Here is a 14,505-nt window from a genome sequence, read left to right as displayed (position 1 = left end):
CCGCCTGTCCATTCGAGGCGTCTCGGGTTAGACTATCGCGTGCCCCCCATTCGCATCGGACAGAAGCCACCTTCGGTATCAGGGCAGGAGATGAAGGCGCGTGAGGCGGCGCCCACCACCACCCCCCAGGCCACGCACTCCACTCCCCCAGCCGCCGCGCAGCCGGGCAAGGCCGGCAGAGAAGCCCGCTTCCAGAGCAACTTCGGCGCCCCGGTGCGACGCAATGCCTCGGCGAAAGCGAAGAACTTCGTCACGCCCCCTCCGCCAGGACACGCCTCGGCCCAGGCCAGTGCGATGGGCGACGACGAGCTGCGGCAGGCCCTGGACGCGGCACACGAGCTCATCCACGGGGGCAAGGCCAGTGGCTCCCAGGTGGACGACTGGATGGCACGGGCGCGTCAGCTCGCGAGCGAGCACGGCAACGACTTCGACGCCGTCAAATACGGCCTGCACTCCGAGATGTTCGCCCAGACCCAGGGCACGTCGGCCCCCTCCAGCCCCACGTCCCACACACAGGGCGACGCGGGATTGCGCAAGGCCCTGGACGAAGCGTACGAGCTCGTCCACGGCGGCAAGCCCAGTGGACCCAAGGCCGAGGCCCTGATGGCTCGAGCGAAGCAACTCGCGAGCGAGGGCAACGACTTCAGCGACATCAAATACACCCTGCACGCCGAGATACTCTCCGAGAAGACGGGTCAGAAAATCACACACAACAAGACCAGTGGCGCCAACTCCTACGCCCAGACGGCCTTGCAATCCCAGATTCTCAACAGCGCGATGTCCCCGGGCGCCTTCTCCTCTGGGATGAGCATCGGAGATCCCCTCTCCTACGCCGTGAACAACCACGCCAGGCAGTCCATGCAGAACCAGCTGTTCGGCAAGCTGGCCACCGTCAAGCCGAGCGCGCCGCCCGCGCCCATGTCCAACACGAATCTGCGCCGGGCCGTGGACGATGCGCACCAGCTCGCCTTCGGCATGAACGCCAGCGGCACCAGCGCCAACGACTTGATGGCGCAGGCACAGGGGCTGGCGAGCCAACACCACAACAACTTCAAGGTCATCCAGCTCGCCCTGCACGCCTTGATGATTGGCATGCTCGCCCCGCCCGCCGGCGAGACCGCCGCGCCGCTGTCCAAGGACAAGTTGCGCCAGGCGCTGGACGAGGCGCACACGCTCGTCTTCGGCAAGAGCGCCAGCGGGACCCGGGTCGACACCTGGATGGCCAAGGCAGGTGAGCTGGCGAGCCAGCTCAAGAACGACTTCAACGCCGTCAAGTTCGCCCTGCACGGCTTGCTGCGTGGCAAGCCGCTCCCCGCCCCTGGCGCCAGGCCTCCACCCCCGTCCGATACGGAGCTACGCCAGGCCCTGGACGACACGCATCAGGTCGTCTTCAAGGAGGCCGCCAACGGACCCCATCTCAACGCCTGGATGGCCGAGGCACGCAAGCTGGCGGGCATGCATGACAACAACCTCGATACCGTCAAGTTCTTCCTGCACTCCCAGATGCTCGAGCTGAAGAAGTAACCCCCATCCACTCGCGCCCTTCTCGCTGTCCGAGAGCCCACATGCTTGCGAAGGGCGACTCGCATCGTGCTGGGAGGAGCGCGCCCCGCCGTTCCCGCGCCCTCAGTCCTCCAGATCGGGACGGATGGAGCCCGCCTGGGCGACTCCCGCGAAGGTGGACTGGATGCTGCCCATCAGAAACGCGCGCGACATCTCCTGGAGGGCTTGCCGCTGATCGAGCGCGGGATCCGCCTCCGCGGCGCTCCCCGTCCCTTGAGCGGAACCGGACTTCACCGTCTGCTGGGCGGAGGCGACGGCCTTCGAGACGATCTCGCGGCCAGAGACGAGGGGAGCATTGCCCGGCTTCGACAGGGCCGCCGCGCCGCTGGTGCTCGCCTGCACGCGCGAGAGGAAGCTCGTCCCCGAGACCTGCCGTGTCGTGGACGGAGTCTGGGTGGGCACGCGGGGACCGGTCGGACCGGAGATGGTAGACATGGCGCCTCCTGGAGGGATCACCTCACCCTCCTGCACGGAGGACAGGTCCCGTCTCCATTATCGCCGAGTCCAGCCCCAGGTTGCCTCACCCGCGCTCACGACTGCTCTCCCCGAGTCGTGATTCAAGCTATGGTCGCCGCAGAAAGGCGGACTTCCCATGTCCAACAGAGACGGGCGCTCGCCACCTCCTCCCGCCAACCCGTCGAGCGACCCCGCTACGGGAGCGCCGAGCCCCCAGGAACAAGCCCACCCGCCACGTGAGCCGGTCCAGCCCCCCCCCCAACGCCGTCCGGGCTACACGAGCCACTCTGAATTCTCATCATCCAAGAATCCACTGAGCGCGGGTCACAGGCCCGACCCGGCCCCGGCTGTCAACCCGCCTCCTCCTGCCCCTCCGGCGGGCCATCCACCTCCGCAGGCGGGCCATCCACCTCCGCAGGCGGGCGCTCCACCCCCTCCGCCAGCGCCTCCACGCCCTTTCCGGTTCCGTGACAGGTACAGCGAGCGGCCCAAGCGGGACCCCGTCAAGCTCATGCCTCCGCCCAGAGCCTACGTCCCGCTGCGGCCTCGCCACGGAGGCTCGTTCTATGACGACGTCGGGAGGAATCCAGCGCCGAGCGGTCCTTCGCGCGCCAAGTCCTCTCAGGCCTATCGCCTCGGCATCGCCAAACAAGAGGAGTTCACCCATTCCTGTGGCGCGACGGGTCTGCTGTGTGCCGCGATGGAGTTGGGACGTACCAGGCTCTGGAATGGCTGTCCGATCGACACCGAGCCCGCGCAAGCCGAGCGTCTCTTGTTTCAGTTCATCAACCGGATCCCCCCTGAGCGGGACCTCCAGGCGGAAGGGGAGTCAGTCCCCACCTGGTTCATCGAAGCGATACGCCGGCTGGAATTGGATGGCCACCTGCACGTGGTTCCCCCAATCGACTCGAGCCTGGTCGCGATGTTCGGCGGGGGAATCATGGAGGAGATACGCTCCATGAGGATTCACCTCCAGAACGGACCCGAAGAGCCACTCGGCCCCCATCAACGCAGGCTCCGCATGGTCATTTTCGTCCCCCACCCGACCGGGCCCGAGCCCGCCCCCAACCGGTTGCGCTACGTCCTGGAGCGCCCGGATGGCACCGTCATGGATCCCGCCACGGGGCAGAACCACGACAATCCCGGCCAGCTGAACCAGCGGACGAAGGCGGGGCGATACGCCGACACGGGCGTCTCCGTCGTCATCACGGATCCCCACTGAAAACCCATGGGGCACTCATGCCAGTGATAGAGGCGGTCTCAATCCAAGTCACAAGGAATGAGAACCGTGCCGTCTCGACTTCCAAGAAACAGCGAGTGTCGCGCTGGGCCGTCGATTGATCGGCGACCCGGCACGGCCCCCCGCGTCACTCAGGAAGAGCGCTCCGCGGTCGCCATCAAGGTCTCGATGCGCTCCATGATCTGCATCTTGTAGACCTGGGAACCGCACAGGGGGCACTCCCCTTGCGGAATGTTCGTGAGCACCACGTTGCGCTGCTCCACGACCACATCCACCTCGATCAGCCGGTGCTCGTAATTCCCCGTGCAGGGGCACTGACCATAATCGAACTCACTAACTCCGTAGCTTCCACTCATGGGGGTCTGATAAATAGCACGTACTGTGATCAAAACAAACCGCCCCCCGCATGGAGCTCCTCGCCTGCCCGGCTCGTCGAAAGGTCCACAACGGACGGACAGGGCCCGGGGCCGGTCTCCGGCGGGGAAGACCTCCAAGACCGACGCCACCCAGCAGATGGAGGAGGCCGAACTCGAGGGAGACGAGCGGCCTCTCGAGGGGGAGGACAGGAGGGACGCGGGCGACGAGGCCCTGATCAAGCTCAAGGAGTACCGGCAGGACCGCCAGGAGTTCAAGTCGAACTCCGAGGAAGATGCGTCACACGGGGGCAAGGGCAGCGTCGAGGCCTTCATCCCGGGGCCGAACACGCCCCAGACGCGCAAGCCCGCCCTCGAGGCGCAGAAGTCCGTGCCGGGCGGCGCCGCCAGTTCCACCACCGCCCCTTCCGCGAGCGCCGCGCTGCCGCGGATGGACGAGCAGCTCGTGCTCAACTCGGCCAAGAAGCCGGAGCCGGAGGGTGAGCAGGCCCACGGGGGAAACCCGCAGCGCTCCTTGGAGCAGCGGCTCACCGCCGAGATGCAGAAGGCAGCGAAGGCTGACCCCAAGCGCAACGTCTACGGGTCCATGCTCAAGAAGCCGACCGGTGAGGCGGCTCCATCGAGCAGCTCTGCGACCACCGCGACCGCCGCCCCCACTGCGCCCGCCGCGCCCGTCTCCACCGCTCCACTCAGGACCGCGGCAGCGGAGCGGCTCGGGCAAGCCGCCCCTCCGAGAAGCCCCGCGACCTCCTCCGCGGCGAGCTCCGCGCCCACGCGCTCGTCACGACCGCCGGATGCCCGGACCCTGCTCAGCGCGGGCAAGGCCGTGGGAACGTTCTTGAGCGAGTACGCCGCCAACCACCCGCAGGTCTCGGCGGCGCTCACGGGCGCGGTGTCCGAGGCCCAGCGGCTCCTGACCGGAATGAAGGGGATCGCGCGCGTGGCCGCGGGCAACTACAAGGGCGAGTCCGTCGTCTTCATCGTCGCCGAGCGCGGGCTCACCAGGGAGGCGCTGCGTGCCCTGCCGGACAAGGTGCAGGACTTCAAGGCGGTCCTCAGCCTCCCGTTCGACGTGCTGCCGCTGAAGCGTCCTCTCGGGGGCAGCAAATAAGCGGAGTGCACGAAGGTGATGACAGCCGTCCTCCTGGGACCTCGGTCACCAGGAGGAATGGGCATCCACCCCCTGCAATCCCTATCAACCACGGGACGGACCCGGCAAACAGGGGTTGAGCCTGTCCGCCCCGCGACCTACTTCGCCGCGCCGCTCGTGGTGCCACCACCCCGCGCGGGGCTCGGCAGGAGCGGCGGCCGATCCTTGCCCTCCTCGGCCCGCTGGAGCTCGATCTCCTGCAGCAGCATGGCCGGCGCCACCGTCGACACCGGCACGTTGCCGCTCTCCGCGCCACAGAAGCCGTTGAACACCCCCTGCTTGCGGCCCGTCGCCATGATGCGATTGACCGCCGACAGCGGTGTGCCCACGATTTCCACCCCCCGCACCAGCGTCTCCTCGCCCGTCTTCACATCCACCCGGAACACCATGCGCGGCACGCCCTTGAACGCCTGATAGCCATAGCTCGACGTGTTGGTATTGCCCCCGGTGATGTCCCGGATGATGAGGCCATACGGCCTGGCCTGCCGCTTCGCCTCCGCGATGAGCTGCTTCTTGAGCTCCCCGTCATCCAGTTGCTTCGTGGACTCGACGATGAGGTTGGCCATGCGCGCCACCGGCTTGGCCGTCCCCTGGCTGCGGCCGTGTCCGTTGGATTGCAGGAAGCCCTCCACGGGCCGACGCGACAGCAGGTAGTTGCGCAGCACGCCCTTGTCCACCAGCACCGTGCGCTGCCCCTTCACCCCCTCCTCGTCGTACTCGTAGAAGCCATTGAGGGGCTCGCCCTTAAGCGCGCGCACCGTCGGGTCATCCACGATGCTCAGGAACGTGGGCAGCACCTGCCGGCCCACCTGGCCCCGGAACGTCTTTCCCTCCCCTTCCCCATCCTGCCGGTCTCCCTCCAGCCGGTGCCCCACCGCCTCGTGGAAGAGCACCCCCGCCGCCTCGGCCGCGAGGATCGCCGGCCCCGTGTACGGATCGATGACCGGCGCCTTGCGCAGCGCCTTGAGCTCCTCGACGATGCGCGTGGCCGCCGCCTCCAGCGTCTTCTCGTCCGGCAGCCCCGCCTCGGTGGGCGCGTAGTAGTTGCGCGAGTCATCCAAGAGCTGCCCGTCATCGGCGCGCGTCACCGCCGTCACGTGCACGCCATACATCACCTCCTCGGAGAGGATGCGGCTGCCCTCGGAGGACACGAAGTAGCGGCCCACCTTGTCCGCCGTCACCCGCACCTCCGAGTCGAAGATCTCCGGGTGCTCCTTGAAGCGCGCCGACAGCTCGCGCGCCACGCGCGCCCAGCGATCATGGTCGAAGGGGAAGGCCACCGGCGGCTGGATGGAGCGCACCGGCTTCTCCTTGGAGAAGGACGGCGGCTGCTTGGGATCCTCCACCGTGTAGACGTTCTCCCCCTTCTTCTTGAGCAGCTGCGAGAGCGAGGCCTTGTACTTCTCGTCCGTGGCGAGCCACAGCGCGGTGCGCAGCGCCAGCGACGATTCGTCCAGCGGCCCTTCCTTGTTGACGACGTAGCTCGTGCCGCGTCCGCCTCCGACGAAGTACGTGTATTCCTCGGGGCCCGAGTTGTCGAACTCGTACGAGCCCACGCGCGTGTCCACGTACATCCGGCGGTAGCGCGCGGTGTTGTCCTGGAAGAGCGAGCCGTAGCGGGCGACGAGGCTCGTCTGCTCCGTGTCCTTGAGCTGGTAGCTGATGAAGTACGGCGGCTCGTGGTTCTGCAGCTTGAGCTGGCGCTGGTTGCGCTGAAGCTCCTCCTCCATCGCGTCCAACAGGGACACGCGCGCGTCCGGCGCGGGCGTGGCGGCGGTGAGGAAGACGGAGCTGGCGAACAGCACGAGCACGGATGAGGTTCGGGTTTTCACGCCGCGACTCTATCCCGACTGGCCTCCTGGGGGGTCGAGGCGATAGAGGACCCGCCAGGTACGGACCGGAGAGGCAACGTGCTCCGGAAAGGAGCGTCTCGTGGAAGGGAAGGTCGTGGTCATCACCGGCGCGAGCGCGGGCATCGGCGCCGCCCTGGCCCAGGTGCTGGGAGCCCGGGGTGCCCGCGTGGTGCTCGCCGCGCGGCGTGAGTCCGCACTGCGGCGGGTGGCCGCCTGCTCGGGTTCCGAGGCACTGGCCGTGCCCGCGGATGTCACCCTGCGCGAGGACGTGCGGCGGGTGCTCGACGCGGCGCTCGCCCGCTTCGGTCGCGTGGACGTGTGGGTCAACAACGCCGGGCGTGGCATCACCCGGCCCGTCTCCGCGCTCACGGACGAGGACTTCGACGAGATGATGCGCGTCAACGTCAAGTCGGCGCTCTACGGCATGCAGGCGGTACTGCCGCACTTCCAGGAGCGCGGCACGGGGCACCTCATCAACGTCTCGTCCATGCTCGGGCGCGTGCCCCACGTGGCCGAGCGCTCCGCCTACAACGCCGCCAAGCATGCCCTCAACGCGCTCACGGCCAACCTCCGGCAGGAGGTGCGCGAGCGCTTCCCCGGCATCCACGTGTCCGCCGTACTCCCGGGCCCGGTGGCCACCGACTTCGGCGACAACGCGCTCGGCGGGGGACCCGACTCGCGCGCCATTCCCGGAGCCCAGAGCGCCGAGGAGGTCGCCGCCGTCATCCAGGAGCTCATCGAGCGGCCCCGCGGCGACGTGTACACGCGGCCCGAGCACGTCCGGGAGGTGCTCGCGTACTACGCCTCGCCGGACACCGGCGCGCCCCGGGACGCCTGACGCTCCCCCCGAGCGTCCGGCGCTCACGCGCGCTGCGCGTAGAACTCGACGATGAAAGGCACGTTGACGTCCACGGGAATCTCCTCGCGCTCGGGCACGCGCGTGTAGCGCACGCCCCGCCCCTCCTCCACCACCGCGAGGTGGGCCGGAACGATCCGGCCCTTCATCCGCTCGAAGCTGTTGCGCACGACCGGCAGCTCCCGGTGGTTCTGGCCGAAGCGCACCTCATGGCCCGGCCGCAGCCGGAAGCTGGGGATGTTCGTGCGCACCCCGTCCACCTGGACGTAGCCGTGGCGCACGAACTGCCGCGCCTGGCGGATGCTCGTCGCCAACCCCGCGCGCAGCAGCACCACGTCCAGGCGGCTCTCCAGCTGTTGCAGCAACACCGTGCCCGTATTGCCCGGCGAGCGGCGCGCCTCCAGGAACGCCCGGCGGCACTGACTCTCCAGCAGCCCGTAGAACAGCTTGAGCTTCTGCTTCTCGCGCAACCGCCGCCCGAAGTCGCTCACCGAGGGCTTGGACGCCGCCCCGTGCTGCCCGGGGGGATACGGCCGACGCAACACCGGATCCTTGTCCGGATCCTTCGCGGAGATGTTCGACAGCGCTACCCCCAACCGACGGCACGCCCTGCCGCGAGGTCCCGTATCTCGTGCCACGTCCCACTCCTCCTCATCTGGCGCGTCCCGCCAGATGAAATTGAGAATCAGTATCATTCTCAATTACAGGACATGGAGGCCCGCCGTCAAGGGCGACGGAGGCACCCGAGGCCTCGTGCGGGGGGCATCGGACGCCCCGGGCCCTCCGGCTGGCCGTCTCCGCCGTCGTCCCGCCGGCGGACCTAGTACGTCTCGACGATGTGGACCGTCCTCAGGAAGTTCCCGTGGTTGTCGATGCAAGCCGTGGCGCCATTCACGCCACGAGCCCAGAGCGACACCTCGTGCGCGCCGGGTGCGAGGCCAGGGAACTCCAGGTACAGGTTCACCGGCGCATCATGCGCATCGTGGAGCGTTGCACCGAGCCACAGGCCGGACGGCACGGGCATCGGCTCACCATCGATGCGGACGTCGAAGCTGCAGTAGCCGCCATCCCCCTCCGTCCGGATGTGCGACTGCCAGGTGACTTCAATCACGGTGTTTGGAAACTCCTTGGTGAAGGTGCCCAGCGTCCTGAGGAGCTTGGGCGTTTCCGAGGGCTCCAGGTCCTTCGTCTGATTCGTGTAGACGAGCGTCGTCCGGACGGAGACGAACGGCACGGAGGAGCCGGGAGGCCCGGCGGGGCCCACCGGCCCCTGCGGCCCCACTGGCCCCTGCGGCCCCATGGGTCCTCGCTCCCCCGCCACCCCCTGCGGCCCCACTGGCCCCTGCGGCCCCATGGGTCCTGGCTCCCCCGCCACCCCCTGCGGCCCTGGTTCACCTTGTGCCCCCGGTCTGCATCCCGTGCCGAGGAGTAGAATCGCCAGTAGAAGCTGAGTGACTCGCGACATTCCAATCCCCTTGCATCGCGCACTTCGCGGAAAAGCATCCTCGAAGAAATGCACGGGATTGAACCACTTCACCGCGGGGAAGACCGCTCCCTCATGTCGTGAGCACACTCCATATCCACGAAACGAAACACACGGCGCCACCCGGCCCGCTCACCACTTGAGACGGTAGGTGCATGTGGTGGCGCCCCGGGCGCGGCAGTCCTCGGACTCGTGGTCGATGCGCAGCCGCAGCGAGCCCTGGCCCGTGAAGCGCGCGTGGAGACCCTCCAGCACGCCCTGGTTGAAGTCGCAGGGATAGGGATTGTCACACCGCATGCGCGAGGACCGCCCGTCCACGGGCTCGTGGTGGTAGCCACCGATGTCTTGCGCGCCCTGGTGGTTGGTGCGGTAGGCCTTGTTCATCAGGAACAGGGCCATCGCGAAGCTGGTGATGTGGGGCGGATAAGCCGTGTGCCGGGGAACCTGCTGGCCGATGGCGCGCACGGTGACGCGGCCCACCCGCCCCTGGATGTCCTCCAGGCAGCGCAGGACATCCGGAAGGGGGTAGCACGGCCGGGGCGAGGCGGTCGAAATCCCATGCGAGGCCAGGATGCGCAGCACCTCGGGCCTCACGATCTCCACGGAGGAGATCAAGGCCTGGATGATGGGACCCTGGACCTCGACGCCGGGAGCGAGATTGCCGCGAGCCATGAAGAGCCTCCACAGAACTGGGACGGCGCAGTCAAGCACGCACGCATGTGACTCCTCAAGTCATCCGCCACGCCCGAAACGAGCAGACCCCGGGGTGACCCCCCTCCTCGAGGCGTCTCCCCGGGGCCATCCACGCGCGCGGACGGCGCCTCGCGCCATCCGCTCGTGTCAAACTAGGCCTTGGTCACCTTCTCACGCCCGGGGCCCACGTTCTTGCAGGCGTTGCGCGTGTCGACGACGACGCCGGAGTGCTTGACCACCTCGGCGTAGTCGATGTTCGAGTGGTCGGTGAGGATGAGCACCGCGTCATAACCGGCGAGCGTCTCGGGGGTGAGCGGCACGGACTTCATGCTGAAGTTGAAGCCGTGGCCCTCCTCCAGCCTGGGCACGTACGGATCGTGGTAGTCCACCTCGGCGCCCGTGCCCTTGAGCAGGGTGATGACGCGCAGGCTCGGGCTCTCGCGCATGTCGTCGATGTCCTTCTTGTACGCCGCGCCGATGCAGAGCACCTTGGAGCCGTTGAGCGTCTTCTTGACCTTGTTGAGCGCCTCCATGGTGCGCTGCACCACGTAGTAGGGCATCTGCTGGTTCACCTCGCCCGCCAGCTCGATGAACTTGGTGTGGAACTCGTACTCGCGCGCCTTCCACGTGAGGTAGAACGGATCGATGGGGATGCAGTGCCCGCCCAGGCCCGGGCCCGGTGTGAAGGGCATGAAGCCGAAGGGCTTGGTGCTGGCGGCCTGGATGACCTCCCACACGTCGATGTTCATGCGGTCGCAGAGCATCTTCATCTCGTTGACCATGGCGATGTTCACGCAGCGGAAGATGTTCTCCAGCAGCTTGGCCAGCTCCGCCACGCGGGTGCTCGACACGGGCACCGTGTCCTTGAGGGCGCTCGAGTAGAGCGCCTGGGCCACCTCGAGGCACGCGGGCGTATGCCCACCGACGATCTTCGGAATCGTCTTGGTGTTGAAGTTCTTGTTGCCCGGATCCTCGCGCTCGGGGCTGAACGCCAGGTGGAAGTCCACGCCCGCCTTGAGGCCGCCCTTCTCCAGCAGGGGCTTGAGCACCTCGTCCGTGGTGCCCGGGTACGTGGTGGACTCGAGGATGAAGAGCTGGCCCTCGCGCACGTGCGGCGCGAGCGCCTCGCCCGTCTTGATGATGTAGCTCATGTCCGGCTCACGCGACGCGGTGAGCGGCGTGGGCACGCAGATGATGATGCAGTCGAGCTCCTTCGCCTTGGCGAAATCCGTGGTGGCCGTGAGCTTGCCCGCCTGGGTCAGCTCCTTGAGGGGCTCGCTCTTGATGTGCTTGATGTAGCTCTCACCCTTGCCGATGCTCTCCACCTTGCGGGTGTCCACATCCAGCCCCGTCACCGGGAACCCCGCCTCCGCGAAGGCCATGCCCAGCGGGAGACCCACGTAGCCCATTCCCACCACGCCCACCTTCGCCTCACGCCGACGGATCCGGGTCAGCAACGGGCTCACCATAACGCGCATCTTCTCACCCTCCACCTGAGGGCATGCGGGTCTTCCCGTCATGCCCATCCAAGACCATCACCCGAAAACAACCACCCACCGCAGCCACGCCGGAGGCGACAACCGCGCTCCGAACACCACCACCCGCGACTCCACCAGGAGCCCGTAGCCCGGTGAGTACCGGGACGTCTCCAGCCGCGGGCTCACACCCCGCTCGAAGAGCACCACCGCCACGGGAGAGCCTTCTGGCCCCAGCTCCACCGCGAGCGGTTCGAAAGTCCGCGGGGCCTGGGGGACTCGCAGCGCCCGCGCCAGCTCTCCGGCCGTGGGCTCGCGCACCCTCGCCTCACGGTCCGGAAGGTGGATCCGGCTCACCACTTCGTGAAGCCCCACCCCCACGAAAGAATCACTGACGCCCAGCGCGCGCTCGCGCTTGTCGAGCACGAAGGTGCGCTCCACGCCCACGGGAGAGGACAGCAGGCGGTAGCCATCATGCCGCGCGATGAGGCGATCCAACCCGGAACCCGTCTGGAACACCTCGACGCGCGCCCGCGCCGCCTCGGGCAGCGCGAACAGGCGGTGCGCTTCCAGCCGCGCCTGCTCCATGCCATCCACCTGCGGCGTGTTGTGCGAGGCCGTGGAGCGCAGGGCATTGCGCACCGAGGGATCGCGCGTGTACGTGCCCGTGCCGGGATCCACGATGACGGGGCGCCCGTCCAGGTGCAGCTCGAAGGAAAGCTTGTCGTTGTGGCTGTGCCCTCCCACCCCGCCCTGCCCCTGGGCCCCGGCACTCACCGTCACCACCGCGCCCGCGCCACGCAGCACGTGGAAGCCACCCGCGGCGAACCCCGTGGAGACCGCGGGCGGCGCGGCCGGGAGGGCCTGGAAGAGAGCCAGCCCCGGCTGCCCGAGCAGCCACGCCGCCTCGTCCGGATACTCGCCCTCGGCCAGGGACGCATCGCCCAGGAGCGCGGCGCCCAACGGCACCAGGTAGCCCTGCTCGCGGGGCTCCCGCTCCCGGAAGGGGAAGACGCGGCCCGAGTCGTTGTCGCCAATCTGCGGCGCGAGGCCGCGCTCGGAGCACCACGCGCGCGAGGCCGCGAACATGCCATGCAGGCGCTGCGTGTAGACCTCGCCCAGCTCCACGCCCTTCGAGCGCGCCACCACGAAGGCCAGCGTGAAGAGCTCCACCGACAGGCGGTGGTACGGCACGGAGCCCTCGAAGGAGCTGCCGTCCACGTGCACCTGCGCCTCCACCTGGGTGCGCAGCCCCGCCGCCGCCAGCGCCACCTGCCTCGGCGCGTCCGGCAACCGGGGAAAGAGCAGCCCCACCACGAGCAGGCCCACGTGGTTGGAGACGAGGTGGTTGTTGGGCACCGCGCCCCCATCCTCCAGGTGCGTCTCCACCCAGGCACAGTGCTCGGCGAGCGCCTGCAACACCGGCACGAGGAACTCCGGCCGGCGCGCCTCGGGCGCATCCGCGAACATCCACAGCGCCTGCGCCAGGTTGGCCCCGCGCAGCGCCACCTCCATGGCGCACGTCCAGTGCACGCCCTCGCCCACGGGGTTGGCCTGGAGGAAGTCCAGCGTGCGCGCCACGAAGTCGCGCGCGAAGGCACGGCGCGCGGCCTCCTCGCGCTCCACCCAGTAGCCCTGGCCGAGCGCCACGAGGCAATCCAGCCGCCCCAGCTCCCACGGGTACTTCGGATCCACTCCCGGCTGCGCCAGCTTCAGGCTCTCCACCGGCACCACCGGGTAGCGGTACCCGCTGCCCACGTCCAGGGACCAGTCCACCGGCTGGCCCTCGCCAAAGCACACGTGCGTGCCGAAGACGTCGAACTCGCCCCGGAACGCGGCCCGGGCCCGCGCCAGCGCCCGCTCCGCCGCCCCCGGCATGCGCGCGAGCGCCTCCAACACGGAGGCCCGCCGCGCCACGTCACACCAGGCGCCCCCCGCCCCCACCTCCAATGCCCGGTCGGCCAGCGCCTCCGCCGAGTCCACGCCGAAGGCCGCCAGCAGCCCCCGCTCGTCGAGCCGCTCGCGCTTCTTGTAGAGCGCCTGCCGCGCCACCCCGTGGACCCGGCGCACCATGCCTCGGGCGAGCCCAGCGGGTGCCAGCCTTGCGATCGTCGAGTAGTAGCTCAGCGTGCTCATCGCGCTCCGTTCCTTGCCGGACGCATCATTAGCAATTGGCCTGCCACCCGTTTTTCCGAGGGAAGGAGCCGCACCGGGGGCCAGGGTGCGCCCCGGAGGCCGGTAAAAAAGTGGGAGGTGGAGGCCCACGGGAGTGGAAAGGTTTTCATTCCCTGGCTCCCCGAGTTCCCTGAAGAAGGAGCATTGCGTCCACCCCGCGCCATGCCCATTCCTCTGGATGTGCTGGACGGTGCTTGGAGCGGGCAAGAGGCGGGAAGGGGCGTGGGCGCCTCCGGGGTGGAGCGGCTGTTGTCGGCGATCGCCGAGCAGGCGCTGCACCACGGCGCGAGAGCGGGCTTGAACGCCCTCGTGGAGGCGGCCGTTGGCCTCACGGGGACGGGCGGGGCCGCCTTGCATGAACAGGAGCTTCGGATCGCGCTGCGCGGCCAGGAGCCTCCCGCGCCGGCCCGGGCCCATCCCTGGCAGCGCTTCCACGAGGGGCGCGCGGTGCTGGTGCTCGGCGAGCCCTGCCGGGATCAACTCCTGCGTCAGCACCTCACGCGGCTGACGGGGCTGGGCGACGCGCTGCTGGCGTCCCTGGCGCGCGAGGACGCGGCCCGGGCCGAGCAGAAGAGGCTGCGTCAGGAGCGGCTGCGGCTCGTGGAGCAGCTCGCCGCGAGGGAGCGCGCCTGGTCTCGCGCGGCCCATGACATGAGGACGCCCCTGCTGGTGCTCCAGGGCTACGTGGAGATGATGATGAAGGGCATGGCCGGGGAGCTCAGCCCGCCCATGAAGCGCTACCTGGAGCGCATGCGCCAGTCCGCGGGAGATCTCAACACCCGGCTCCAGCGGCGGCACCGGGGCGATGGCCCTCCCGCGGTAGATGGACGGTCCCTGTTGAGCGCGGCCTTCGGTCCCGGACGGCCGTGCGCCGCGAGGTTGGAGCTGCCCGAGGAGCCCATGCGCGTGCGGGCTCCCCGGATGACCCTGGGGTTGATGGTGCGGGCCCTGGAGCGGCTGCTGACGGGCGCGGGCGCCTCGGAGACGGTGATGCGGGTGGATCTCCCAGAGGGAGCGCGGCAGTGGCGGCTGCGCGTCCAGGCCCAGGTCGTCCGCCCTCCCCTTCCCCGCGCCCAGGCCTCGCTGGAGAGGCTCGCGCGCCGGGCGGAGGGTCAGGTCTCGGTGGCGCAGGAGGACACGGGGCTCGAGCTGACCGTCCTGTTGCCACGCCTGCCGGAGTGAAGGCG

Annotated in this window: 13 protein-coding genes; 5 read left to right on the top strand and 8 right to left on the bottom strand. The window is 68.9% G+C overall.

All coding sequences use genetic code 11. From position 1 onward, the window contains the following. The first annotated feature begins 90 nt into the window (after positions 1 to 90). On the top strand, positions 91 to 1,524 hold the full coding sequence (locus CYFUS_RS15455; RefSeq protein ID WP_095985923.1) for a hypothetical protein: 1,434 nt from the start codon (positions 91 to 93) through the stop codon (positions 1,522 to 1,524). A gap of 102 nt (positions 1,525 to 1,626) precedes the next feature. On the opposite strand, the gene CYFUS_RS15450 is transcribed toward CYFUS_RS15455, so the two are convergent. Further along, positions 1,627 to 1,998 carry a hypothetical protein gene (locus tag CYFUS_RS15450; RefSeq protein ID WP_095985922.1) on the bottom strand — a complete coding sequence of 124 codons (372 nt, stop codon included), beginning with the start codon at positions 1,996 to 1,998 and terminating at the stop codon, positions 1,627 to 1,629. Between the two features lie 532 nt (positions 1,999 to 2,530). Here CYFUS_RS15450 and CYFUS_RS15440 point away from each other — a divergent pair. Beyond that, a complete protein-coding gene (locus CYFUS_RS15440; protein WP_157758459.1) occupies positions 2,531 to 3,241 on the top strand; it encodes a hypothetical protein in 711 nt (236 codons plus the stop codon). 149 nt (positions 3,242 to 3,390) lie between these two features. Here CYFUS_RS15440 and CYFUS_RS50595 read toward each other — a convergent pair whose 3' ends face one another. Next, positions 3,391 to 3,615, bottom strand: coding sequence for a hypothetical protein (locus CYFUS_RS50595; RefSeq protein ID WP_043428958.1), 225 nt, complete (start codon positions 3,613 to 3,615; stop codon positions 3,391 to 3,393). A 157-nt stretch (positions 3,616 to 3,772) separates the two neighbouring features. On the opposite strand from CYFUS_RS50595, the gene CYFUS_RS15435 reads away from it, so the two are divergent. Beyond that, the gene (locus CYFUS_RS15435) at positions 3,773 to 4,744 is read left to right on the top strand and encodes a hypothetical protein (RefSeq protein WP_095985920.1); all 972 of its coding nucleotides are present in this window, start codon (positions 3,773 to 3,775) and stop codon (positions 4,742 to 4,744) included. 137 nt (positions 4,745 to 4,881) lie between these two features. Here CYFUS_RS15435 and CYFUS_RS15430 read toward each other — a convergent pair whose 3' ends face one another. Beyond that, positions 4,882 to 6,615 carry a TldD/PmbA family protein gene (locus tag CYFUS_RS15430; protein ID WP_095985919.1) on the bottom strand — a complete coding sequence of 578 codons (1,734 nt, stop codon included), beginning with the start codon at positions 6,613 to 6,615 and terminating at the stop codon, positions 4,882 to 4,884. A 100-nt stretch (positions 6,616 to 6,715) separates the two neighbouring features. Between CYFUS_RS15430 and CYFUS_RS15425 the strand changes: the two genes are divergently transcribed. After that, a complete protein-coding gene (locus CYFUS_RS15425) occupies positions 6,716 to 7,474 on the top strand; it encodes an SDR family oxidoreductase (protein ID WP_095985918.1) in 759 nt (252 codons plus the stop codon). Positions 7,475 to 7,497: 23 nt separating this feature from the next. On the opposite strand, the gene rpsD is transcribed toward CYFUS_RS15425, so the two are convergent. The 5 genes from rpsD to CYFUS_RS15400 all read right to left on the bottom strand — a co-directional run bounded on the left by rpsD (position 7,498) and on the right by CYFUS_RS15400 (position 13,279). Continuing rightward, positions 7,498 to 8,130: a 30S ribosomal protein S4 gene (gene rpsD, locus CYFUS_RS15420; RefSeq protein ID WP_095992021.1), complete on the bottom strand. Its 633-nt coding sequence runs from the start codon at positions 8,128 to 8,130 to the stop codon at positions 7,498 to 7,500. 182 nt (positions 8,131 to 8,312) lie between these two features. After that, on the bottom strand, positions 8,313 to 8,792 hold the full coding sequence (locus CYFUS_RS53915) for a hypothetical protein (RefSeq protein ID WP_157758458.1): 480 nt from the start codon (positions 8,790 to 8,792) through the stop codon (positions 8,313 to 8,315). A 315-nt stretch (positions 8,793 to 9,107) separates the two neighbouring features. Next, positions 9,108 to 9,647: a hypothetical protein gene (locus tag CYFUS_RS15410; protein WP_095985916.1), complete on the bottom strand. Its 540-nt coding sequence runs from the start codon at positions 9,645 to 9,647 to the stop codon at positions 9,108 to 9,110. 173 nt (positions 9,648 to 9,820) lie between these two features. Then, positions 9,821 to 11,146: a nucleotide sugar dehydrogenase gene (locus CYFUS_RS15405; RefSeq protein ID WP_095992020.1), complete on the bottom strand. Its 1,326-nt coding sequence runs from the start codon at positions 11,144 to 11,146 to the stop codon at positions 9,821 to 9,823. A gap of 57 nt (positions 11,147 to 11,203) precedes the next feature. Beyond that, entirely contained in the window at positions 11,204 to 13,279 is a 2,076-nt protein-coding gene (locus CYFUS_RS15400) for an alginate lyase family protein (RefSeq protein WP_232537576.1), read from the bottom strand. 261 nt (positions 13,280 to 13,540) lie between these two features. Between CYFUS_RS15400 and CYFUS_RS15395 the strand changes: the two genes are divergently transcribed. Beyond that, complete coding sequence (locus CYFUS_RS15395; protein ID WP_157758457.1) at positions 13,541 to 14,500, top strand: sensor histidine kinase; 960 nt, start codon at positions 13,541 to 13,543, stop codon at positions 14,498 to 14,500. Positions 14,501 to 14,505 lie beyond the last annotated feature (5 nt).

It is taken from the genome of Cystobacter fuscus (assembly GCF_002305875.1).
Classification (GTDB): domain Bacteria; phylum Myxococcota; class Myxococcia; order Myxococcales; family Myxococcaceae; genus Cystobacter; species Cystobacter fuscus_A.
This window is presented reverse-complemented; position numbering and strand designations above follow the sequence as displayed.